Raw genomic sequence first — 20,860 nt, 5'->3', positions numbered from 1 at the left:
CTACCATTCATTCACTTTATTGGCATCCATTTTTAAGAAAATAAATAACAATATTGTGAAACCCCAAAGTCCGGAACCTCCATACGAAAAGAAAGGTAACGGAACTCCAATCGTTGGGAAAATACCCACAACCATTGCTATATTTACAAAAAAGTGAATAAAAAGAATTCCGGCGACGCAATAGCCATAGACTCGACTGAATTTTGTTTTTTGTCGTTCGGCTAAATAAATCACTCTTAGTATTAATCCAACAAACAAACCTATTACAAAGATTGAACCCAAGAAACCCCATTCTTCACCAACGGTTGTAAAAATATAATCGGTGTGCTGTTCTGGTACAAAACCTCCTTTGGTTTGTGTTCCTTCAAGGTAACCTTTCCCAAAAAATCCTCCCGAACCAATAGCAATTTCAGATTGATTTGTGTTATAACCAACACCTTTCATATCAACTTCTTTACCAAGTAAAATATTGAAACGATCTCTATGGTGTTGTTTGAACACATTGTTAAAAACAAAATTTACAGAAAATGAAAAAGCAGTAATAACAATCAAAAGAATAGCACTTGCAATAATGTTTCTGTCAACTAATCTACTTCTAAAATAGTTTATAATTAATACTAAAGCAGTAATTCCTATTACAATGTATGGGTTGTTGGTTGCTAAAGTTAAAACGAATAAAATTATAGCTATAAAACCAGTAAGTAAATACCAACCTGGCAAACCTTCTCTGTAAAGTACTATGAAGAATACACTGTAAATTAAGGCACTTCCAGGATCGGGTTGTGGAAGAATCAACATTACAGGAAGGAAAATGATAATTAAAACTTGAATTTGCCTATTAACGTCTTTTAAGTTAACCTGAACATCACTTAAGTATTTAGCCAAAGCTAGTGAAGTCGCAGCTTTTGCAAACTCTGAAGGTTGTAAGGTAAAACTTCCTATGGCATACCAACAACGCTGGCCAGCAATAGTTTTTCCGAAAAGGAATAATCCAATTAATGATAAAAGAGCTACGGCGAAAATAATTATAGAATACTTTTCATAAAATTTAGCTTCTACAGATAAAACCACAAAAATGATTGGAATAGAGAAAATGATAAAAAGAAACTGCTTTCCATAAATTTGAGTAAAATCAAAAATAGAAGCATCTTCTGAAACGGTAGACAATGATGACGAATAGATATTGAGCCATCCCATTACAACTAATGCAATGTAAATGACAATACTAATCCAGTCGATATTATTGGTTACACTTTGGTTTCTCATTTTTAACTTAAACTAGGGATTTTGTAAAGTATCAATTTTTATTTCCTTTTTCAAAACTCCGTTTATTGAATCTCTTGTTCTTTTAATTTTTGCTAAACTATCTTTAATTCTATTATTAATTAATGAAATACTATCCTGATGTTTTCTAGGATATAACTTGTCGTATTGTGCTTTCAAACTTCCAGTTAGCATTCTTTTTTCGAAATCAACTTTAGTGATTTTTTTGTTTAAATATTTCTCAATCATTAAAGTTGTAATTGGTCCAGCCCAACGTTTACCCCAATATCCATTTTCAACAAATACTGCAATTGCAATTTTTGGATTGTCTCTAGGAGCGAAAGCAACAAATATCGAGTGATCTTGAAGTTTGACGCGCTTACCATTAACTTTCAAATAATTCTCTGCTGTACCTGTTTTTCCGCAGATTTCAATTCCTGCAACTCCAAGCCCTGAAGCTGTTCCGCCTGGACCATAAACTGCATTCATACCTGTGATTATAGGCTCAAAATACTTTCTGTCAATCGTAGTAGTATGTTTGGTTCTGTATTTTTTATCAATAATATTGCCTTTAATTCTCTTAACAATGTGAGGTGTATAATAATAACCTCTATTAGCAACAGTAGCCATAAAATTGGCGAGTTGAATAGGAGTCATCAACACTTCTCCTTGACCGATCGCATTTGAAACAATGGTTTTACCATCCCAATTCCAACCATTATAAACTCTATTATAGGTTTTAGAGGTTGGTATGTTTCCTTTTTTTCCAATTGGCAAATCATAACCCATAAAAGCGCCTAAGCCAAAACTTTTTAAATGGTCTGCCCATCTGTCAACTGCATAACTGTGGTCTTTATATTTGTTAATCAATTTGATATAACAATTGGAAAAATAAGTGTTGCATGATTGATAAATTCCTCGATGTAAAGCAACAGCTCCACCAGAACAGTGACATTTCATAAATCGACCTCTTGCATAACTAAAGCCTCGATGACATGAAAATCGTGTACTATCAGTGACAACTCCTTCTTGTAAGGCAATTAATCCAGTTAAGATTTTGAAAGGAGAACCTGGTGTATATTCTGCCAAAAGACCTCTATCATATAATGGTTTTGCAATAGAATCATTATGAAGTAAAGTATAATTTTTTGAACGTTGTCTACCTACTAACAAAGCTGGATTATAACTTGGAGCACTAACCAATGCTAAAATTTCACCGGTTTTTGGTTCGATTGCCACAATTCCACCCCATTTATTAATCATTAATTCTTCACCATATTTTTGAAGTTCTCCATCAATAGTTAAAGTTAAATCACTTCCTTGTTTGGAAATCGTATCGTATTTTCCTTCTTTATAGGAACCAATTTCTCTATTGAATTTGTCTCTTAAAATGTATTTTACACCTTTTTGTCCTCTAAGAAATTCTTCGTAGCTTTGCTCAATACCTTGTTTTCCAATTAAATCTCCTCCAATGTAGTATGGATTTTTTTTAACGATATTTTCATTTACTTGAGTGATGAATCCAAAAACATTGGCTCCATAATCAACTTGATAATCTCTTAACGAACGTTTTTGAATATAAAAACCACTAAATTTTCTAATTTTTTCCTGAAATGCAGCGTATTCTAATTTGTTTAATTGAGGTAAAAAAACAGAGGGAAGCATTGGACTATAGACTTTAGCTTTATTAATTTTTTTGATAAAAAATTCTTTGCTAATATCAAGTAGTGAACAAAACTCTAAAGTATCTATGTTTTTTACATCTTTTGGCACAACCATAATATCATAGGATGGTTGATTGGCAATTAATAATTTTCCATTTCTATCATATACATAACCTCTTTCCGGATAATCATATTTGATTTTAATGGCGTTATTCTCGGACTTTAGTTTGAAAGAGTCGTCTATAACTTGCAAATAAAAAATACGTATCAACAACAAAGATGCTGTGATAATTACTATAGAAGGTAATAATGCTTTTCTCATCGTTTACTTGGCTTGATTAAGTAAATAATTAAGATACAAATTATAATAGTAAAAATGGTGCTAATAATAGTTCTAAGAACAATATCCCAAAGGTATTCAAAAGTAAAAACTTCAAGAACAAAAAGTGTTAAATGATGTATTATTACTGCTAATAGGATAAATGAAAAACGCTCTGGCGTTAAAGTGTCATTCAATCTAACAGTTTGATATTCATAACTTAAACCAAATGAAAATTTAAAAATAGATGGCCTTACAAATGCTAATAGTAGACAAGCTGCAGCATGGACTCCTCCAGAATTACAAAATAAATCCATTGTAATACCTAGAAAAAAACTTGACATTAGTAAAGCATATTTATTTCCATTAACTGGATAAAGAATAATAAAAAGGATGTAAGGAAACGGATTGATATAACCTAAGAAATTGAAGTTATTAAAAATAACAACTTGTACCGCAAGCAGTAAAATAAAACGGGCCATATTGAACAACATAGCACTATTCATTTTTTTGAGTCTTCTTTTCTAAGTTAATGATTTCTTCTCTATCTTTATTTCTGATGATGTATACGTGACCTAAACTTGTCATATCATTGAAAAGTCTTACGTCTATCATGTACAAATTAGTTTCATTATCGATGTAAATTTTTTCAATGGTTCCAATTCCGATGTTTTCTGGAAAGATAGTAGATTGCGCTCCAGTAACAATAGTATCACCTTTTCTAACTGTTGCCAATCTTGGAACGTCTGTTAGTTGAACAAAACCAGTATTTTTACCATTCCAAGTTAATGAACCAATATGATTAGATTTTTTAACTTTAGCATTTAAAGGAGATTCAGTATTTAAAATACTCAATACAGTACTGTAATTTGCTGAGGTATTTTCCACAACTCCTACAATTCCTAAACTATTGATTACACCCATTTCTGGTTTAACACCTTGATTAGAACCAGAGTTCAGCGTCAAGAAGTTTACCTGATTGCTATATGAGTTTTTGATAACTTTCGAAATAATGATGTCGGTTTTATTAACACCTTTGATAGAATCTAAATTCGGAACTTTTGTAGAGTCTTTAATATTAAAAAGTAATCCTTTCAAACGAGCATTTTCTTTGGCAAGTTCTTCGTTTTGTACTTTTAAATTAAAATAACCTTCTACATTGCTAGTCATTTCATAAACACCTCCAGTGAAGAAATTGGCAGAACTAATAACTTTACTTTTGTGATAGGAATGTGATTGAATGGTTAAAGAAACAGCTATTATCATAAGCAGCAAAAACAGCATACGATAGCTGTTTTTAAATATGAAATTAAATATTTGCTGCATCTTTTAAAAGTTATAAAACTTCAAATTCCAAATTCCAATATAGATTTTAAAACGCTATTTGGAATTTGGGATTTAAAAAAATTGGAATTTTATTTAATTAATATGCTTCTAAATTTTGGGATGTTTTTCAACGCCATACCTGTTCCTCTTACAACTGCTTTCAAAGGATCTTCAGCGATGTAAACTGGTAAATCTGTTTTAAGAGAAATACGTTTATCTAATCCTCTCAACATCGAACCACCACCAGCTAAATAAATACCAGTATTATAAATATCGGCAGCTAATTCTGGCGGAGTTTGAGATAAAGTCTCCATCACAGCATCTTCAATACGTTGAATTGATTTGTCTAGCGCTTTAGCAATTTCTCTAAAAGAAACTTCTACTTGTTTTGGTTTACCAGTAAGTAAATCTCTACCTTGAACTGACATATCATCTGGTGGAGAATCTAAAGTGTCTGTAGCGGCACCGATTTGAATTTTGATTTTCTCTGCAGTAGTTTCTCCAACAAATAAATTGTGTTGTGTTCTCATGTAGTAGATAATATCATTTGTGAAAACGTCACCGGCAATTTTTACCGATTTGTCACAAACAATTCCACCAAGAGCAATTACAGCAATTTCTGTTGTTCCACCACCAATATCAACAATCATGTTTCCTTTTGGTTGCATAATATCGATACCTATACCGATTGCTGCAGCCATTGGCTCATGAATTAAGTAAACTTCTTTTCCGTTTACACGCTCACACGATTCTTTTACCGCACGCATTTCTACTTCAGTAATTCCTGATGGAATACAAACCACCATACGCAAAGCAGGAGTAAACATTTTTTTCTTTAAAGCAGGAATACTTTTGATAAACATGCTAATCATCTTTTCTGATGCATCAAAATCGGCAATAACTCCGTCTTTTAATGGTCGAATGGTTTTGATGTTTTCATGGGTTTTACCTTGCATCATGTTGGCTTCTTTACCAACTGCGATGATTTTTCCAGTGATTCTATCTCTTGCAACAATAGAAGGACTATCAATAACAACTTTGTCGTTGTGAATGATTAGTGTATTAGCGGTACCAAGGTCAATTGCTATATCCTCGGTCATGAAATCAAAAAATCCCATATTCAAAAAAGGGTGTTTAGTTTGTTAAATTTTTATCAGCCTACAAAAATAATAAAATTAATGTTTAAAATGACGTGTTCCTGTAAATACCATTGCAACTTTATTTTCGTTACAATAATTGATGCTCAATTCGTCTTTTATAGAACCACCAGGTTGAATAACAGCCGTAATTCCTGCATGATTTGCAATCTCTACACAATCAGGAAAAGGGAAGAAAGCATCGCTTGCCATCACAGCTCCATGTAAATCAAATCCGAAAGTGTTTGCTTTTTCAATGGCTTGTTTTAAAGCATCTACTCTTGAAGTTTGACCAGTTCCTGATGAAATCAAAGTATTATTTTTGGCAAAAACTATAGTATTTGACTTGGTGTTTTTACATATTTTAGACGCAAACAATAAATCTTCTACTTCTTGCTCTGTAGGTGTTGTTATAGTAACGTTTTTTAAGTCTTGTTTAGTATCTGTAACGTTGTTTTTATCTTGTACCAACAATCCGTTTAAACAAGTTCTTACTTGGCGTTGAGGTAAAGGTACATCATTTATTGTCAATACAATTCGGTTCTTTTTTTCTTGTAGAATATTTAACGCTTCGTCATCATAACTTGGTGCAATTACTACTTCGCAAAATAAAGAATTGATTTCATTAGCAGTGTCAGTATCAATATGACCATTTGCCATTAAAACTCCGCCAAAAGCAGAGGTTGGATCACAAGCCAAAGCAGCAAGATAAGCTTCTTTCATTGTTGGTCTTGTTGCTAATCCGCATGCATTATTGTGTTTTAGAATAGCAAAAGTCGGTTCGTTGTTTTTAAATTCTTCAATCAAATTTACAGCAGCGTCAACATCTAGCAAGTTGTTGTACGATAATTCTTTTCCGTGCAATTTGGTGAACATAGCTTCAAAATCGCCAAAGAAGAATCCTTTTTGGTGTGGATTTTCTCCATAACGCAACACTTGACCATTAGCAATACTTTCTTTGTAATACGTGTCTTCTGTATTAAAATAATTGAAAATCGCGGTGTCGTAATTTGATGAAACGTGAAAAGCTCTTGTAGCCAAGTATTTTCTTTGTTCTAATGTAGTTGCGCCGTTTCCTTCAGTAATCATTCCTAAGAACAATTCGTATTCTGCAACTGAGGGAACAATTACGGTGTCTTTAAAGTTTTTTGCAGCAGCACGTATTAATGAAATTCCTCCAATGTCAATTTTTTCAATAACATCGGTTTCATTTGCACCTGAAGCCACTGTTTTTTCAAAAGGATATAAATCAACAATAACCAAGTCGATTTGCGGAATCTCAAACTGCTTCATTTGTTCCACATCGGTTGGGTTGTCTTGACGGTTTAAAATACCGCCAAAAATTTTAGGATGTAATGTTTTTACTCTACCACCAAGAATCTCTGGAAAAGCAGTAATATCTTCTACAGGAACTACAGGAATACCAAGATTTTTAATGAATTCTTCGGTTCCTCCTGTAGAATAAATGGTTGCGTTTTGTTTGTGAAGTTGTCTCACAATAGGCTCTAATCCGGTTTTATCAAATACCGAAATGAGAGCAGATTGAATTGTTTTTGTAGTGTTCATTGTGTTGTGTTGTTAAGCACGCAAAAGTAGTATAATTAATCTTATTTTTTTTCAGAAAAAAGTAGTTTTATTTAACAATTTGTTTCAAAAAAGTCAGCTAATTGTCTTTTGTAGTTTTATGACAACCACTTTGAAAATTAACTATTAAAATTAATCTCTAATAAAACAAAAAACCATAACAAAATTAAGATTGCTATGGTTTTTTTATCGGTCTAACTACTGTTCTACTACAAAAAAGCTTCAAAGTTATTAGTTAGTTTTGCTAAAACAGTGTTCAGTTTATTTATTGAAATAACATAGTAGAATTTTATTTATTTTTAGAAATACTTTCAATGTATTCGGTTAATTCGTCTGTTGAAGATGAAAAGCTAAAAGCATCATTTACCATAAAGTAATTGTTTTTGTCAACACATTTTGAATACGCAAATTTGGCGTAATCTAACTTGTTTTCTTCAAATGAAAATAAATTTACAATTTCTATAATTTGATCTGTCGACAAACAATTGGAAGTTGTAAATTGCTTAGCAACTTTCATTTTAGTTTCGGCAAAAGACTGTTTTTCAACAGAAGATTTTGCTCTTTGAAAATCGGCAGTCGACATCTTAGTAGTGCAGTTTTTTGCAGTATTTTCGACAGTAGTAGTGGCTATTGGTTTTTCTGTAACTATTTCATCTTTCAAAACTTTTGGTCGTCCAGGTTTTACAGGAGTATCTGTTTTGGTGGTAACGGATGTGTTTATTCCACCTATATTTAAGTTTACATTAACATTGTCTTCAGATTCTTCAATTTTTGTATTCACTCCAATACCGAGCATATTCATTTCAACGGTCGTTGTTTCGGTTTTAGTAGTTGTTGTTGGTGTTGTATTTGTATTTGTAGTTGTAGATGTGTTTTTAGTTGTAGATGAAGTTGTAGTTGGTGTTGATGTAGTGTTTTTAGTTGGTATGGAAATTGGATTTTCTACTTCATGATATTTTACAACATCGGTTCCTTTGGATGAATTTACATCATAATCAAAACTATTTATTGTCATTTTCATTTTTCCTTTTTTATCTCTTTTGAGATTGAAAGTAACATTAGTTCTTTTTTCATCATAATCTAACAAATTGACATTTTGGTTAAGTGATGCAATACTTTGATCTTCAAAAATGATTTTAACTAGATAATTTGGTTTTTCTAAATCGGTAACTTTTACATTTGTAGTAGGTGCGTCATTTTGTCTAACTCCATTTACAATTACATAAAAACGTTCGCCTTCTTGCGAGAATACTGTTATTGAGCTGGTTTGTGCAAAAATTAACTGTGATGTGAATAAAAAAAGAAGTAGTAATTTTGTCTTCATCTGTTTTTGTTTTTATTGTTGAATTGGTTTCACTAAATTTGGAATGATGTAGGATTGTGGTGCAAAATTTATTTGACGACCATAAATCATTTTTACATCAATAAGTTGTTTTTTAAGCGTCGGAATTTCGTCGGCGTAATCTAATATTTTATCTGCAAGTTCATCAGCTTTATCTTTGTATGTGCAAATTAGTTTAGTATAATTATTAGCTGATACTATTTCAAGATCTCCGCCAAAACTTTTATCTGCTTTTAGTTTCGTTCTTAAAGTTCTTAAATCTCTAAAGCTTCCAGAATTATAAAATCGAAGTTCGTAAGGTGTACCCGAATTAACCCAATTGCCCATGTAACTTGTAAACATACCTATAAGTTTTGAAAAGTTTAAATCTACGGCTTGATTTATAGCTTGTGTAGTATTTGTTGTTGTACCACTTTTTGGTAAACTTTCCAATGTTATGGTGCCCAAACCTTCACCAGTACAATTATCAAATGCTCTCGCTTGAAAACCTACTTTTTTCCCTTGCACAATATCAAAGGCTCCTTTAACTTCTGATGTTGTTAGCTGACTTACCAAGATAATAAACTGGGCGTTAGATAAAACTGCCAATTGTTGTGCATAGCTTAATGACGCATTACTATCTTGCATTAAATTACTTCTTTCGTTTTGCAATGTTTTTAGTCTAGATTGGTCTACATAGCGGTAGGAGCGTTCTGCTAAGAATCCATTAATTTTATCTACAGCGAGTTGTAGTTCTTTTTTCTCATTTTCATTTTGAACTGATGGATCTACTGTTACAAGAAATCTCACGCCACCGATAGTTTTACTTAATAATTTAAAATCGGCTTCTAAACTGTTGGTCGTAACTTCGGCTTGAATGGTAATTTCAAATCGATCTGGAAATGGAATTTCTTTCAAGATGTTGTATTTTTTAATATATCCTGATGTATTAGAGGCAATGGCATCAGAAATAATCATATAATTTTCAACTCGTGTTTCTGAGCGCAAGCTAACACCTACAGCTTGAGAAACAGCATTTCTTAGAGCATCTTGCAAGGCATCAGCTCTATTTAATCCAGTTCCTTTAGACTCAATTGCTTGTTGAGAAAAGCTTATAGTTGTAATAAAAAAGAGTAGTACTAGTATAATTCTGCGGTTCATTTTTTATAAAATCTAATTTTGATTAAAGTAAAACACATCTTTACAAATGCATTTTTATTTATCGTTTGTTTTAAAATATAATTGAATTTGTAATTGCAACCTATTTCTTAGAAAACCAGTTTAAATAGTGCAGCGCCCACATCTTGTGCAATTCGTGCTACTTTATTCCAAAAAACTTTTTTTGATGATTTTTGTGGAATTTGAAATTGACCTTTTCCTGTTTGAATCATATTAATAATATCAACACCTTTTGTGTTTCCTAAAGCTTGAAGAATATCTTTTCCCATCTGCAAGTACTGCGGAAACTTGCCTTCTTTTAGTCTAAAATGTTGCGAAAAATCAAACAAGACTTTTCCGTTATCATCGACAACTATAGGATACATGGATGGGTCAATTTGACCTTGGTTTTCGACATTAAATACAATTGGATTAGATCCATCAATACCTTCATTACCATCTGAACCTTCTTGGTCAAGTAATGGTGATTTTTCAAATCCATTTTCTTTTCTGGCTCTTGCTAACAATTGATCATCTAGAGTTCCTGCCAAACTTTCTTTACCATAAATAGGCATTCTTAATCGCACTTCAATAAAGCCATCTTTTTCTTTAGCCTCACCAATTTGTTGCGCACCTTTAACGACACCTTCAACTCTAGAATAAACATAATCACTAGTAGTAATCATATCTTGAACGGTAGTTTCGCCAACAATTTGAACACCTTTTACAATTTCTAGTAAATTACGCTGAGCGACAACTACTGCGCCTCTTGTAGCCATTAATTTAGCTTGAGCACTGTTTTTAAAGCGTTCGTTGTCTATAACCGATTGACCATTGGCTTCAATATATTGTTGTGTCCAATTTACATTACCATTAGGTTTTGTAATAACTAGATCTTGACTATTTGCAGCGATGTCTGAATATTGGATTGTTTTTATTGGAGTTGTAGCTAGAGAAGGAACCGGAGTAGAGGGAATGGTAGTGGTAGTGGTAGTTTGTGGTTGTTGAACAACTTCAACCTGTTGTAAAACAAGAGCGTCTTCTTTCTTTGGAGCTTTTTTTGAAGCTTTTGCTGCTCTTTTTTGTGCTTTTTTAGTAGATTTTGTCTGTGCATAAGTCGATTCTATTGCAGAAAAGAACGAAAACACAAGCGCTATTGCAATAACGGAGTATTTCTTGGTCATATGTTAAGTTTTTAATTTTTAAATTGGTTATAGTATTTTGAATAACTAATTAGTTATCAGATTTAATTGATATTTTATATTGTACATTTAATCAAAAATAGATTTTAAAGTAACATAATGTACAAAGATATTAATTTATAAATTAAACAACAATTTATTCTGTTTGAAGACTATTAAAGTCAAAAAGAGGGATTTTAAATCTCTATAAATAACGTTTACTTATTAATGATAGAATGTCTAGGACTAAGTCAAACGCTATCAAACAAAAATTAAGGTGACTTGTCACACAACCAAAGATTACAATTATTATACTATTGTAAAATTAGCTGGTTTTACTCATGATTTTAATAAGGATTGACTACGATTTATTTCCAGAGATTGCAAGCAAAATTTTGAGTGGTTTATAATGTTAGCTCTAACAATTTACTTTTTATAAAATCTTCTGCAATTTCATCATGACTTTTCTGAAGTAAATGAAGCCTGGTAGTTGTTAGATATAGATATCAATTACTACAGAATAGATGTTAAAATCACAATTTCACTTTAATTTCTGTAACAATTCCATCATTTTATTTACTAATATCTTAAATTTGACCTAGAAAATAAAACCGATATGCTTGTTTACCTTCGATTATTGAGTGAAAGTTTCAGTTTTGCAATGAATGCGTTGCGAAACAATAAGTTGCGTACACTTCTTTCGCTGCTTGGAGTAACGATTGGAATATTTTCCATCATTGCGGTTTTAGCTGCAGTAGATTCTTTAGATCAAAAAATCAAAAAGGAGTTAAGCAGTTTAGATAAAAATACTATTTATTTATTCAAAGGTAGTTTTGGTCCTTCTGAAGTGCCAAGATGGAAGCGAGAGCAATTTCCAGATGTGACTTACACCGAATATGAGTATCTTAAAACATCACTTCCAGACGCACAAGAATTAGCTTTTCAGATTTTCTTGAGTTGGGAAACCGTAAAATATGAAGAGAAATCGGTAAGTAATGTAAATGTGGTTCCGGTTTCTTATGAGTTTATTGATATTCAAGGTTTAGAATTTACCGATGGACGATTTTACAACGAATCGGAATCAAATTCTGGTGCTGCTGTAACTGTTATTGGACACGAGTTAGCCAACAGTCTTTTTGAAAATATAGATCCCATCGGAAAGGAAATCAGACTTTACGGACAACGTTTTACTGTGATTGGCGTGTTGAAAAAACAAGGTGCCGGAATGTTTGGTGACGATGATACTTCAGCATTTATTCCTGTGAATTTCATTAGAAGAATGTACGGCGATAATAACGATTCGATGACGCCAGTAATTGTTATCAAACCCAAAAAAGGCATCGATATGGAAGCCTTCAAAGCCGATTTAAAGCAAAAACTGCGTACGTTTCGTGGAGTTAAAACTGGTGAAATTGATAACTTTTTTGTGAACGTTTTTTCAGGTTTTACAGATTTGATTGATGGCGTAATTGGTTTTATGAATCTTGGCGGATGGGTTATTGCAGGATTTTCTCTTTTGGTTGGAGGTTTTGGTGTAGCCAACATTATGTTTGTTTCTGTAAAAGAACGAACCAACTTAATCGGAATTCAGAAATCTCTCGGTGCTAAAAATAGATTCATCTTATTTCAGTTTTTATTTGAAGCTGTAATCTTGTGTTTAATTGGAGGATTGATAGGAATTTTTCTTGTTTGGATTATTGCAATTACCTTAACAAAACTACTCGACTTTGAGTTTGTATTGAGTTTAAGCAATATTATGTTAGGCTCAGGTTTAGCCATTATAATAGGATTAATTGCAGGAATTTTACCGGCTATCTCAGCTTCAAAACTTGATCCAGTTGAAGCCATTCGTAGTGGAATGTAATGTATAGGTTTTAGGTTTTAGGCTTTACATCATAAAAAAAACACAAAGCAATTACTTTGTGTTTTTTGTTTTTAAATATCTTTTAAAATCTATCTAATTTCTTGATTCAAAATTAAATCGATATATAGATTGATTTTGTCTTTTAGTTCCTTTCTTGGAGTTATAAAATCTAAGAAACCGTGTTCTAACAAAAATTCTGATGTTTGAAAACCTTCTGGTAAATCTTTACCTGTGGTATCACGAACTACTCTAGGCCCAGCAAATCCAATTAATGCTCCTGGTTCAGCGATATTAATATCACCTAACATAGCGTAAGATGCTGTAGTTCCGCCAGTCGTTGGGTCTGTACATAATGAAATGTAAGGAATTTTTGCTTCGGCTAATTGCGCTAATTTTGCTGAGGTTTTAGCTAATTGCATCAATGAAAAAGCCGCTTCCATCATACGAGCACCACCTGATTTTGAAATCATTAAAAACGGTACGTTGTGTTTGATAGAATAATCAATTCCACGAGCAATTTTTTCTCCAACAACAGCTCCCATTGATCCACCAATAAAGGCAAAATCCATACAACAAACCACTAAATCTTTACCTTTAGATTTTCCAACGCCTGTTCTAACCGCATCTTTCAATTTGGTTTTGTCCATAACGTCTTTCAATCGTTCAGAATATTTTTTAGTATCTGTAAAGTTTAAAGGATCTTTAGATGTCATTTTAGCATCCAACTCTTTGAATTCGTTGTTATCGAACAAAATTTCGAAATATTCTTTACTTCCGATTCTAACATGAAAATCGTCTTCTGGACTTACCCAAAGATTTCTAGCTAATTCGTCAGTATCAATAATTTTTCCTGTTGGCGATTTGTACCACAATCCTTTAGGAACATCTTTTTTGTCCTCAGTTGCAGTAGTAATTCCTTTTTCTTTTCTTTTAAACCAAGCCATAATTTTGTATTTTGGAATTAGGAATCTGAGAATTAGGATTTTAAAATCCTTAATCCCAAATCCTTAATCTTACATTATAAAGTATTCACGTTGTTTAAATCAGCAAATGCTTGCTCTAATCTTTTGTTGAAAGTAACTTCTCCTTCACGAACCCATTTTCTTGGGTCATAATGTTTTTTATTTGGTGAATCAGCACCTTCTGGATTACCGATTTGAGTTTTTAAATACTCAATATTGTTTACCATATAATCACGAATTCCTTCTGTGAAAGCAAATTGTAAGTCAGTATCAATATTCATCTTGATTACACCATAAGAAATAGCTTCTCTAATTTCTTCTAATGTAGAACCTGAACCACCGTGGAATACAAAATCAACAGGATTTGCTCCAGTATTGAATTTTTCTTGAACATACTCTTGAGAGTTTTTCAAGATTTTTGGAGTTAATTTTACATTTCCTGGTTTGTAAACACCATGAACATTTCCGAAAGAAGCTGCGATTGTGAATCTTGGGCTAACTTTTAAAAGTTCTTCATAAGCATAAGCAACTTCTGAAGGTTGTGTGTATAATTTAGAACTATCAACATCAGAATTATCCACTCCGTCTTCTTCACCACCAGTAATTCCTAATTCAATTTCTAAAGTCATTCCAATTTTACTCATACGAGCTAAATAAGTTTTACAGATTTCGATGTTTTCTTCAATTGGTTCTTCAGACAAGTCAATCATGTGTGATGAATACAAAGGTTTTCCTGTTTCTGCAAAATGTTTTTCAGAAGCATCTAATAAACCATCAATCCAAGGTAATAATTTTTTTGCACAGTGATCTGTATGAAGAATAACAGTTGCTCCATAAGCTTCTGCTAAAGTATGAACGTGTTTTGCTCCAGCAATTCCACCAGCAATAGCCGATTTTTCGCCAGCGTTAGAAAGTCCTTTTCCAGCGTTAAATTGTGCTCCACCATTTGAAAATTGAATGATTACCGGTGCATTTAATTTGGCTGCTGTTTCTAAAACACCATTGATGGTACTTGAACCAGTTACGTTAACCGCAGGAAGCGCGAATCCTTTTTCTTTTGCATAAGCAAAAATTGCTTGAACTTCATCTCCAGTGGCAACTCCAGGTTTGATATTGTGTGACATCTTGTAGTTATGTTTTTTAGTTAAGTTTACAAAAGTAATAATTTCTAAAATTAGAAAGGATAATTTATTCCAATATTTAATACTGATTTAGAAAAATTCAATTCTCTAAACCATCTTTCATTTTCAATTTTTGAGGGATTATAGGTTTTAAATCCGAGGTCAAATCGCACTACAAACAGACCTTGATCGTATCGTAAACCTACTCCAGTTCCTACAGCAAGTTCTTTCATGGATTCAAATCCTTTGAATTTATTTGCTTCATCGGTAACGTTGTCAAAAACATTCCAAATGTTTCCGATATCAGTAAAAATCGCACTATTGAATTTTCCGAATAAGTTATATCGAAGTTCCGCACTAAAAGCTAGTTTCATATTGGCTTCATTAAAGTCGTTGATAGCACCACTACTTCCTGGACCTAAGCTGTAGGGTTGCCAAGAGCGGTTATCATTTGAACCTCCAGAAAAATAACTTCGAGAAAACGGAATACTATTAGAATTACCATAAGGAACTGCGATACCAGCAAAACTTCTTATAGCTACTACCTTTTTGCCTCCAAAATTCCAGTGTTTAATAAATTCAAATTCTCCTTTTATGTATTGAGAATATTCTACTTCAAAAAAAGTGTTGGCGCCAGATTGATTTTCAAGCTGTTTAGAAGCTCTTGCCAAAAGTGAAAGTAGGTTTCCTGCTGATTCAATTTTGGTTTTATACGAATAGAAACTATTGTCGTTTAACCCTTTGCTAGTTGTTTTAGAATAGCTCAAACTAGTCGCAAAAATCAAGTTGTTTTCTGTTAATCTTTTTCTTCTTTCTTCGATACTTCTGATGGTTTTTAAATCACTTGCGCTTATAGAACTTGATAAAGAACCAAATAAAGCATCGTTTACAAAACCATCTGTTCCAGTTCCAATAATTAATTTATTATTGTCAAAATAGTCTGGATTATTAGAATAATTGTTTGCTAGAAGATTCAAAACATTATAGGAAGATTGATAAATATTGAAATAATTTCCAATGTTTACATTTTTAACAAATTGAATATTTAAAATATCAAATCGGAAGGCAGTATCTCTTGTAGGTGTCCAATTGTACGTAAAGCTACTTGTAAAGTTTTGTTTGTCTAATCCAATGTTTCTTTGTTTTGCAAAACCCACACTTATAGAAGTAGATGGAATCATACTTTTTGCAATAATTTTTTCGGTATTAAATGGGAAGAAAATTCTAGGAAAATTCAATTTGGCATCAATACCAATTTCTGAAATATTAAAAAAAGTATTGTTCGGATTAGCATTATCTCTTGATGCGCCAACGTTTCCTCTAAATCCAAGTTCAAAAGTTTCTGCTCCGTTAAATACATTTCTAATTCCCATAGAAGTGTTTCCAGAAATACCAAAATCTTGAATATTAGAATGCGTGAAATCTACTGAAGCACCGAAAGTATATTTCTTTCTTGGAGTTAAGAAAATATTTGCAATCAAAGCATTTTCATCTTTAGGGTCAACTTTATATTGAATTGTTGGATAGTTAAATACTTTTAGATTACTCAAGTAGCGAGTGGTAAGCACATTAGAATTGTCAGAATACAAACTTCCTTTGGTAATGAAAACAGCATCTGTAATTGCTTTTGGACGGTATTTTAATTTGTTTTCACTGTACAAGAAAAAGTCTTTATATTCTAGACTGTCTTTTATTTTTGTATCGTTTTTGTTGGTTGTATGGTCTGTATAAATGGCAACTTTACTTATTTTATATAATTTAAAAGGAGCAGTTTTAGAAGAATCATCTTCTCTGTAAGAATAATCTTTTATGAGTAATTTCACATTTACTTTTTTGTTTGTATCAATAGTGTCTAACTTGTAAGTAATGTAATTTTGTTGAAAAAGGAAAGCGCCGTTATTTCTAAAATGGGTTGTGATTCTATTTCTTTCATTATTGAAATCTTCTGTATTGTATTGTACATTTGATTTAATAATCGAATTGCTTTTTCTTGTTTGATATAACGAATCTAGCGCCGGTGTTTCAATTACGGTTTTTAGAGAATCAATTATGTAAGGTTTTTTTAAATCAACATTATATTTAATCCCAATTTTTTTGGAAACACTAGTATCTCTTGTGTAATTTGCTTTGACATCAAAATAACCTTTGTTGTAATAGAAAGATTCTAATCTTCTGAGTGATTTTTTTGTACTAACACTATCAAAAACCACTGGAGCTTCACCAGTTTTCATTAAAAAATTACTAAATCCAGAAACTAGAAATGATTTTCCAAGACGATCAACTTGTTTTTCAGAAAGCAATTTGGCTAGATTTTTTCTACGATTAGTTTTTTTTGCCAACCATTTTGCATAAGAAGTGTCGGCGTTTTTCTTAGCGAGATTGAATAAATTTAAACGCAAACGATAACCAAGTATGGAACTATTGGGTTTTTGATACAATTGAATAAAGACATCTTCTTGCTTGGTCTCTTTATTGTCAACGGTTATTTCGTTTTTAACAAGAAGTCGTTTTCCAGCAGGCACTTTTTTTGTGACATTACAAGAGACAATTATGAGTCCGATTAAAATAAATAATGATATTTTTGTAACGTGTTTTTTCAATGGGTTGGAAAATTTAATTCAAAAGTACATTTTTTTATGGTTAGTAAAAACCAAATAAAGCTAATTACGAGTTTACAACAAAAAAAATTCAGACAAATTCATCAATTGTTTATTGCTGAAGGTGTAAAGGTAATCCAAGAACTCTTACAATCAAATTTTGTGCTAGAACATTTGTATGTAACACAGAATATTTTTGAAACAATAAGTTCTGATAAAAAAACACAAATTTCGGATCAAGATTTGAAAAGAATATCTTGTTTGTCAACGCCTAATAATTGTTTGGCATTATTTCAAATTCCGGAACAAAAACCAAGAAACGACAAGGGTTTAATAGTTGCATTAGACGATATTAGAGACCCTGGAAATTTAGGTACAATTGTTAGATTGTGTGATTGGTATGGTATTGATCAAATGATTTGTAGTGAACAAACAGTTGATGTTTACAATCCAAAAGTGGTTCAGGCAACAATGGGTTCGATTTCGAGAGTTTCTGTAGCTTATTTGGATTTAGAGAAATACCTAAAAAGAGCAAGCACTCCAATTTTTGGAACTTTTATGGATGGAAAAAACGTTTACAAAGAAAATTTACCTCAAGAAGGAATTTTAGTTTTAGGTAATGAAGCCAACGGAATTTCTGAAAAAATAGAAAAATTAGTTTCCGATAGATTGGCTATTCCAAGATTTGGTGATTTACAACAAACAGAAAGTTTGAATGTAGCAACAGCAACCGCAATTTTTTTAAGTGAGTTTAAAAGGAATTCTTAGTGGAACGTAAAATTCACAAAAATTCCACGAGACTGCATAGATTTGATGTTTCCTGTCCAAGGACTATTCGGGTTATTATCACGAATTAGCTCGTCATTCAAGCCAAAAACACCTCTAATAGATGGTGAGAATTTGAAATATTCTAAATATAAATCAACTCCAAAACCAATTTGATAGTTTTGTGTCCAAGGTTTTACTCTAAAACGCTGTTGGTAGTTATCGTCCAAAGATTTTGAATTACTTGCAAGGTTTAATGTTGCAGAAACTCCACCTACAAGATAAGGTCTTATATTTCCAGTTCTTAATGAAGAAAATTTCACTAAAAGCGGAAAATCAATATAAGTTGACCTAACTTCTCTTTCAGCATCAAGTTTTTTGATAAAACCAGAGTAAGTTAGATTCCTTTGTGAATAATAAAGACCTGGTTCAAATCTCAAATCAATGTGCTCATGAAGTCTCAGGTTTCCTACTAAACCAACATTAAAACCAGTATTTCGTTTTACTGCAATATCAACATCTGGTGTGTCTAAATAATCAATTTTAAAATCATAGATATTAAATCCTAAAAAGTAACCCCAATGAACTCGCTGTTTGTCGAAGTTTTCTAAATTCAAAATCGGGTTTTTAGAAAAAATTCCTTTAGATTGCGAGTACGTCGTAATGCTAAGTAATAATAGTATAATATAAAGTAGTTTCTTCATTTTAATTTGGCTTGAACTTAATCAAACGTACCTATTTTTATTTTTTTGATGCTTTGTAAATGGTTGCAACTCCAAATGTTTGTGGCATTGCTTCAACATCTATAAACCCAATTTTTCTCAAAATATTGTTTAACTTTTCACCATAAGGAAAAACAGAAGCAGATTCAGATAAATATCCGTAGGCAACATTGTCTTTCGAGAAAAGTTTTCCAATGATAGGTAAAATATTTTTACTATAAAAATTATATCCTTGTTTGAAAGGTGTTTTTTCTGGAACAGAAGTTTCTAAAATAACAAAAATCCCTTGTGGTTTCAGTACTCTTAAGATTTCTGAAAGCCCTTTTTCAAGTGTTTCAAAATTTCTAATTCCAAATGAAACTGTTATTGCATCAAAGTGATTGTCGGGAAAAGGCATGTTTTCAGAATCGCCAATTACCATGTCAATGATATGTTCTAATTTTTTTTCCGCAATTTTCTTTTTTCCTACTTCAAGCATTCCAGCAGAAATGTCTAATCCAATAATTTTTTTGGCTTTAGTTTTGGTCATTAATATCGCTAAATCACCAGTTCCTGTGGCGATATCTAAAATGTTTTCAGGATTTTTAGCACTTACAAGGTCTAAAACTTTCTTACGCCATTTCACATCAATTCCAAAAGAAATTACACGGTTTAAACCATCATAATTTCCTGAAATGTTATCGAACATTTGAGTAACTTGTTCTTTTTTTCCTAAAGTAGAATCTTTATATGGAGTAACATTTTTTGACATTTTCAGCGCTTTTTAGGGTGCAAAAGTACAAATAATAAAAATTGAAAGTGCATTAAACAAAATACAATTTAAAGTTATAGATTTTTTAAACACAAAAGTCACATAAGGATATTTTCTTATTGACTAAAATAAATTTACTTAGTAGAATCGAATAAAATTAAGGACAAAAACTTTTGTGACTTTTGTGTTAAAATTATTTGCTTCTGAGTAAACTACTTCTTTACATAAGTTTGAAAGGTAAAGTCAAAATTATGTTTTTCGTCTTTGGTGTGAAATTCTTCAAAAATTAATTCCCATTCGTTGAGATTGATTTCCGGAAAATAAGCATCTGCATCAAAATTAGCATGAACTCTTGTAAGTTCAATTTTGTCAGCAAAATCAATAGATTGGTTGTAGATTTCGGCACCGCCAATTATAAAAACTTCTTCGTCTTTTGGGCTAATTTCAATTGCTTTTTCTATTGAATTTACTACGTGACAGCCTTCAACTCTGTAGTTTCTTTGTCTTGTAATGATGATGTGCGTTCTATTTGGTAATGGTTTAGGAAAACTTTCAAATGTTTTTCTTCCCATAATGATATAATGACCAGAAGTTATTTGTTTGAAACGTTTAAAGTCGTTAGGTAAGTGCCAAACTAACTGATTGTCTTTTCCTAAAGCATTATTTTCAGCCGCAGCTGCTATGAGAGTTATCATTAAACAATTTTTTTATTTTCAACTTCGTTTTTAAGTTGTTCTATTTTTTTTTCTTGCATGGTCATCAAACGATTAATCTGTTCTCGTTCCCAGTTTTTGTTCATAAAACTGTCAGTTATAAAGACTTTGATGAAGTGCAAAATAAACATGAAAAACCATGCTGTTATAACCCAAATATACCAATTTGTTGGTTCTCCAACATTCATCCATTTATTCAATGCAAATATAAAAATGCCTCCAAGGAAAAATAAAACAAAATGAAAATATAAGCCTTTTTTTTGTTTAATTCTTCTTCGTGCGTATTCATACATTTCATGTTGTTCTGTATTCATAAGTCGAAAATTTGAATTTAAAGATACAAATATTTTTGAAATTATAAAAATGGCAAATGGATATTATTTATTAAGAAAACGTTTTCTTATTTTAATATT

The 20,860-nt window shown here is 31.7% G+C and carries 18 protein-coding genes; 2 read left to right on the top strand and 16 right to left on the bottom strand.

All coding sequences use genetic code 11. From position 1 onward, the window contains the following. From rodA to ABD766_RS03205, 9 genes are all read right to left on the bottom strand, one after another. A complete protein-coding gene (gene rodA / locus ABD766_RS03245) occupies nucleotides 1–1,266 on the bottom strand; it encodes a rod shape-determining protein RodA (RefSeq protein ID WP_344815343.1) in 1,266 nt (421 codons plus the stop codon). 12 nt (nucleotides 1,267–1,278) lie between these two features. Continuing rightward, a complete protein-coding gene (gene mrdA / locus ABD766_RS03240) occupies nucleotides 1,279–3,249 on the bottom strand; it encodes a penicillin-binding protein 2 (RefSeq protein ID WP_344815342.1) in 1,971 nt (656 codons plus the stop codon). After that, nucleotides 3,246–3,752 carry a rod shape-determining protein MreD gene (locus ABD766_RS03235; protein ID WP_344815341.1) on the bottom strand — a complete coding sequence of 169 codons (507 nt, stop codon included), beginning with the start codon at nucleotides 3,750–3,752 and terminating at the stop codon, nucleotides 3,246–3,248. Before ABD766_RS03235 ends, mrdA begins: the two co-directional genes overlap by 4 nt. After that, nucleotides 3,745–4,572: a rod shape-determining protein MreC gene (gene mreC, locus ABD766_RS03230; protein ID WP_298302977.1), complete on the bottom strand. Its 828-nt coding sequence runs from the start codon at nucleotides 4,570–4,572 to the stop codon at nucleotides 3,745–3,747. Before mreC ends, ABD766_RS03235 begins: the two co-directional genes overlap by 8 nt. 89 nt (nucleotides 4,573–4,661) lie before the next feature. Continuing rightward, nucleotides 4,662–5,690 carry a rod shape-determining protein gene (locus ABD766_RS03225; RefSeq protein ID WP_298302974.1) on the bottom strand — a complete coding sequence of 343 codons (1,029 nt, stop codon included), beginning with the start codon at nucleotides 5,688–5,690 and terminating at the stop codon, nucleotides 4,662–4,664. A gap of 57 nt (nucleotides 5,691–5,747) precedes the next feature. Beyond that, complete coding sequence (gene purH, locus ABD766_RS03220) at nucleotides 5,748–7,274, bottom strand: bifunctional phosphoribosylaminoimidazolecarboxamide formyltransferase/IMP cyclohydrolase (RefSeq protein ID WP_344815340.1); 1,527 nt, start codon at nucleotides 7,272–7,274, stop codon at nucleotides 5,748–5,750. Nucleotides 7,275–7,581: 307 nt separating this feature from the next. After that, complete coding sequence (locus ABD766_RS03215) at nucleotides 7,582–8,616, bottom strand: proline and serine-rich protein 1 family protein (RefSeq protein WP_344815339.1); 1,035 nt, start codon at nucleotides 8,614–8,616, stop codon at nucleotides 7,582–7,584. 12 nt (nucleotides 8,617–8,628) lie between these two features. Continuing rightward, on the bottom strand, nucleotides 8,629–9,774 hold the full coding sequence (locus ABD766_RS03210; RefSeq protein WP_344815338.1) for a DUF6175 family protein: 1,146 nt from the start codon (nucleotides 9,772–9,774) through the stop codon (nucleotides 8,629–8,631). Between the two features lie 107 nt (nucleotides 9,775–9,881). Continuing rightward, nucleotides 9,882–10,955, bottom strand: a complete 1,074-nt coding sequence (locus tag ABD766_RS03205) for an LPP20 family lipoprotein (protein ID WP_344815337.1) — start codon at nucleotides 10,953–10,955, stop codon at nucleotides 9,882–9,884. Nucleotides 10,956–11,568: 613 nt separating this feature from the next. Here ABD766_RS03205 and ABD766_RS03200 point away from each other — a divergent pair. Then, complete coding sequence (locus ABD766_RS03200; RefSeq protein WP_344815336.1) at nucleotides 11,569–12,816, top strand: ABC transporter permease; 1,248 nt, start codon at nucleotides 11,569–11,571, stop codon at nucleotides 12,814–12,816. An 89-nt stretch (nucleotides 12,817–12,905) separates the two neighbouring features. Here ABD766_RS03200 and accD read toward each other — a convergent pair whose 3' ends face one another. From accD to tamL, 3 genes are all read right to left on the bottom strand, one after another. Then, the gene (accD, locus tag ABD766_RS03195) at nucleotides 12,906–13,760 is read right to left on the bottom strand and encodes an acetyl-CoA carboxylase, carboxyltransferase subunit beta (protein WP_298302955.1); all 855 of its coding nucleotides are present in this window, start codon (nucleotides 13,758–13,760) and stop codon (nucleotides 12,906–12,908) included. A 74-nt stretch (nucleotides 13,761–13,834) separates the two neighbouring features. Then, nucleotides 13,835–14,902, bottom strand: a complete 1,068-nt coding sequence (gene fbaA / locus ABD766_RS03190) for a class II fructose-bisphosphate aldolase (RefSeq protein ID WP_344815334.1) — start codon at nucleotides 14,900–14,902, stop codon at nucleotides 13,835–13,837. Nucleotides 14,903–14,952: 50 nt separating this feature from the next. Next, entirely contained in the window at nucleotides 14,953–17,499 is a 2,547-nt protein-coding gene (tamL, locus tag ABD766_RS03185; protein WP_344815333.1) for a translocation and assembly module lipoprotein TamL, read from the bottom strand. A gap of 36 nt (nucleotides 17,500–17,535) precedes the next feature. Here tamL and ABD766_RS03180 point away from each other — a divergent pair, with 36 nt between their 5' ends. Beyond that, nucleotides 17,536–18,264 carry a TrmH family RNA methyltransferase gene (locus tag ABD766_RS03180; RefSeq protein ID WP_344815332.1) on the top strand — a complete coding sequence of 243 codons (729 nt, stop codon included), beginning with the start codon at nucleotides 17,536–17,538 and terminating at the stop codon, nucleotides 18,262–18,264. Here the strand turns inward: ABD766_RS03180 and porT are convergent. The 4 genes from porT to ABD766_RS03160 form a co-directional block, all read right to left on the bottom strand. Continuing rightward, nucleotides 18,261–18,965 carry a type IX secretion/gliding motility protein PorT/SprT gene (porT, locus tag ABD766_RS03175; RefSeq protein WP_344815331.1) on the bottom strand — a complete coding sequence of 235 codons (705 nt, stop codon included), beginning with the start codon at nucleotides 18,963–18,965 and terminating at the stop codon, nucleotides 18,261–18,263. The genes ABD766_RS03180 and porT overlap by 4 nt on opposite strands. 37 nt (nucleotides 18,966–19,002) lie before the next feature. Next, nucleotides 19,003–19,734 carry a bifunctional demethylmenaquinone methyltransferase/2-methoxy-6-polyprenyl-1,4-benzoquinol methylase UbiE gene (ubiE, locus tag ABD766_RS03170; RefSeq protein ID WP_298302941.1) on the bottom strand — a complete coding sequence of 244 codons (732 nt, stop codon included), beginning with the start codon at nucleotides 19,732–19,734 and terminating at the stop codon, nucleotides 19,003–19,005. Nucleotides 19,735–19,946: 212 nt separating this feature from the next. After that, nucleotides 19,947–20,429, bottom strand: a complete 483-nt coding sequence (locus ABD766_RS03165; protein ID WP_344815330.1) for a dihydrofolate reductase — start codon at nucleotides 20,427–20,429, stop codon at nucleotides 19,947–19,949. Further along, complete coding sequence (locus ABD766_RS03160; RefSeq protein ID WP_298302935.1) at nucleotides 20,429–20,761, bottom strand: 2TM domain-containing protein; 333 nt, start codon at nucleotides 20,759–20,761, stop codon at nucleotides 20,429–20,431. The genes ABD766_RS03165 and ABD766_RS03160 overlap by 1 nt, the downstream gene beginning before the upstream one ends. Nucleotides 20,762–20,860: the final 99 nt, after the last annotated feature.

Source organism: Flavobacterium cheonanense, assembly GCF_039539185.1.
Taxonomy (GTDB): Bacteria; Bacteroidota; Bacteroidia; order Flavobacteriales; family Flavobacteriaceae; genus Flavobacterium; species Flavobacterium cheonanense.
This window is presented reverse-complemented; position numbering and strand designations above follow the sequence as displayed.

Coding starts and splice junctions, on each gene's coding strand:
- ABD766_RS03165 (WP_344815330.1), bottom strand. CDS start 20,429: ATGATAACTCTCATAGCAGCTGCGGCTGAAAATAATGCTTTAGGAAAA.
- ABD766_RS03215 (WP_344815339.1), bottom strand. CDS start 8,616: ATGAAGACAAAATTACTACTTCTTTTTTTATTCACATCACAGTTAATT.
- porT (WP_344815331.1), bottom strand. CDS start 18,965: ATGAAGAAACTACTTTATATTATACTATTATTACTTAGCATTACGACG.
- ubiE (WP_298302941.1), bottom strand. CDS start 19,734: ATGTCAAAAAATGTTACTCCATATAAAGATTCTACTTTAGGAAAAAAA.
- purH (WP_344815340.1), bottom strand. CDS start 7,274: ATGAACACTACAAAAACAATTCAATCTGCTCTCATTTCGGTATTTGAT.
- ABD766_RS03160 (WP_298302935.1), bottom strand. CDS start 20,761: ATGAATACAGAACAACATGAAATGTATGAATACGCACGAAGAAGAATT.
- ABD766_RS03235 (WP_344815341.1), bottom strand. CDS start 3,752: ATGAATAGTGCTATGTTGTTCAATATGGCCCGTTTTATTTTACTGCTT.
- mrdA (WP_344815342.1), bottom strand. CDS start 3,249: ATGAGAAAAGCATTATTACCTTCTATAGTAATTATCACAGCATCTTTG.
- accD (WP_298302955.1), bottom strand. CDS start 13,760: ATGGCTTGGTTTAAAAGAAAAGAAAAAGGAATTACTACTGCAACTGAG.
- ABD766_RS03225 (WP_298302974.1), bottom strand. CDS start 5,690: ATGGGATTTTTTGATTTCATGACCGAGGATATAGCAATTGACCTTGGT.
- fbaA (WP_344815334.1), bottom strand. CDS start 14,902: ATGTCACACAATATCAAACCTGGAGTTGCCACTGGAGATGAAGTTCAA.
- ABD766_RS03180 (WP_344815332.1), top strand. CDS start 17,536: ATGGTTAGTAAAAACCAAATAAAGCTAATTACGAGTTTACAACAAAAA.
- ABD766_RS03210 (WP_344815338.1), bottom strand. CDS start 9,774: ATGAACCGCAGAATTATACTAGTACTACTCTTTTTTATTACAACTATA.
- mreC (WP_298302977.1), bottom strand. CDS start 4,572: ATGCAGCAAATATTTAATTTCATATTTAAAAACAGCTATCGTATGCTG.
- rodA (WP_344815343.1), bottom strand. CDS start 1,266: ATGAGAAACCAAAGTGTAACCAATAATATCGACTGGATTAGTATTGTC.
- ABD766_RS03205 (WP_344815337.1), bottom strand. CDS start 10,955: ATGACCAAGAAATACTCCGTTATTGCAATAGCGCTTGTGTTTTCGTTC.
- ABD766_RS03200 (WP_344815336.1), top strand. CDS start 11,569: ATGCTTGTTTACCTTCGATTATTGAGTGAAAGTTTCAGTTTTGCAATG.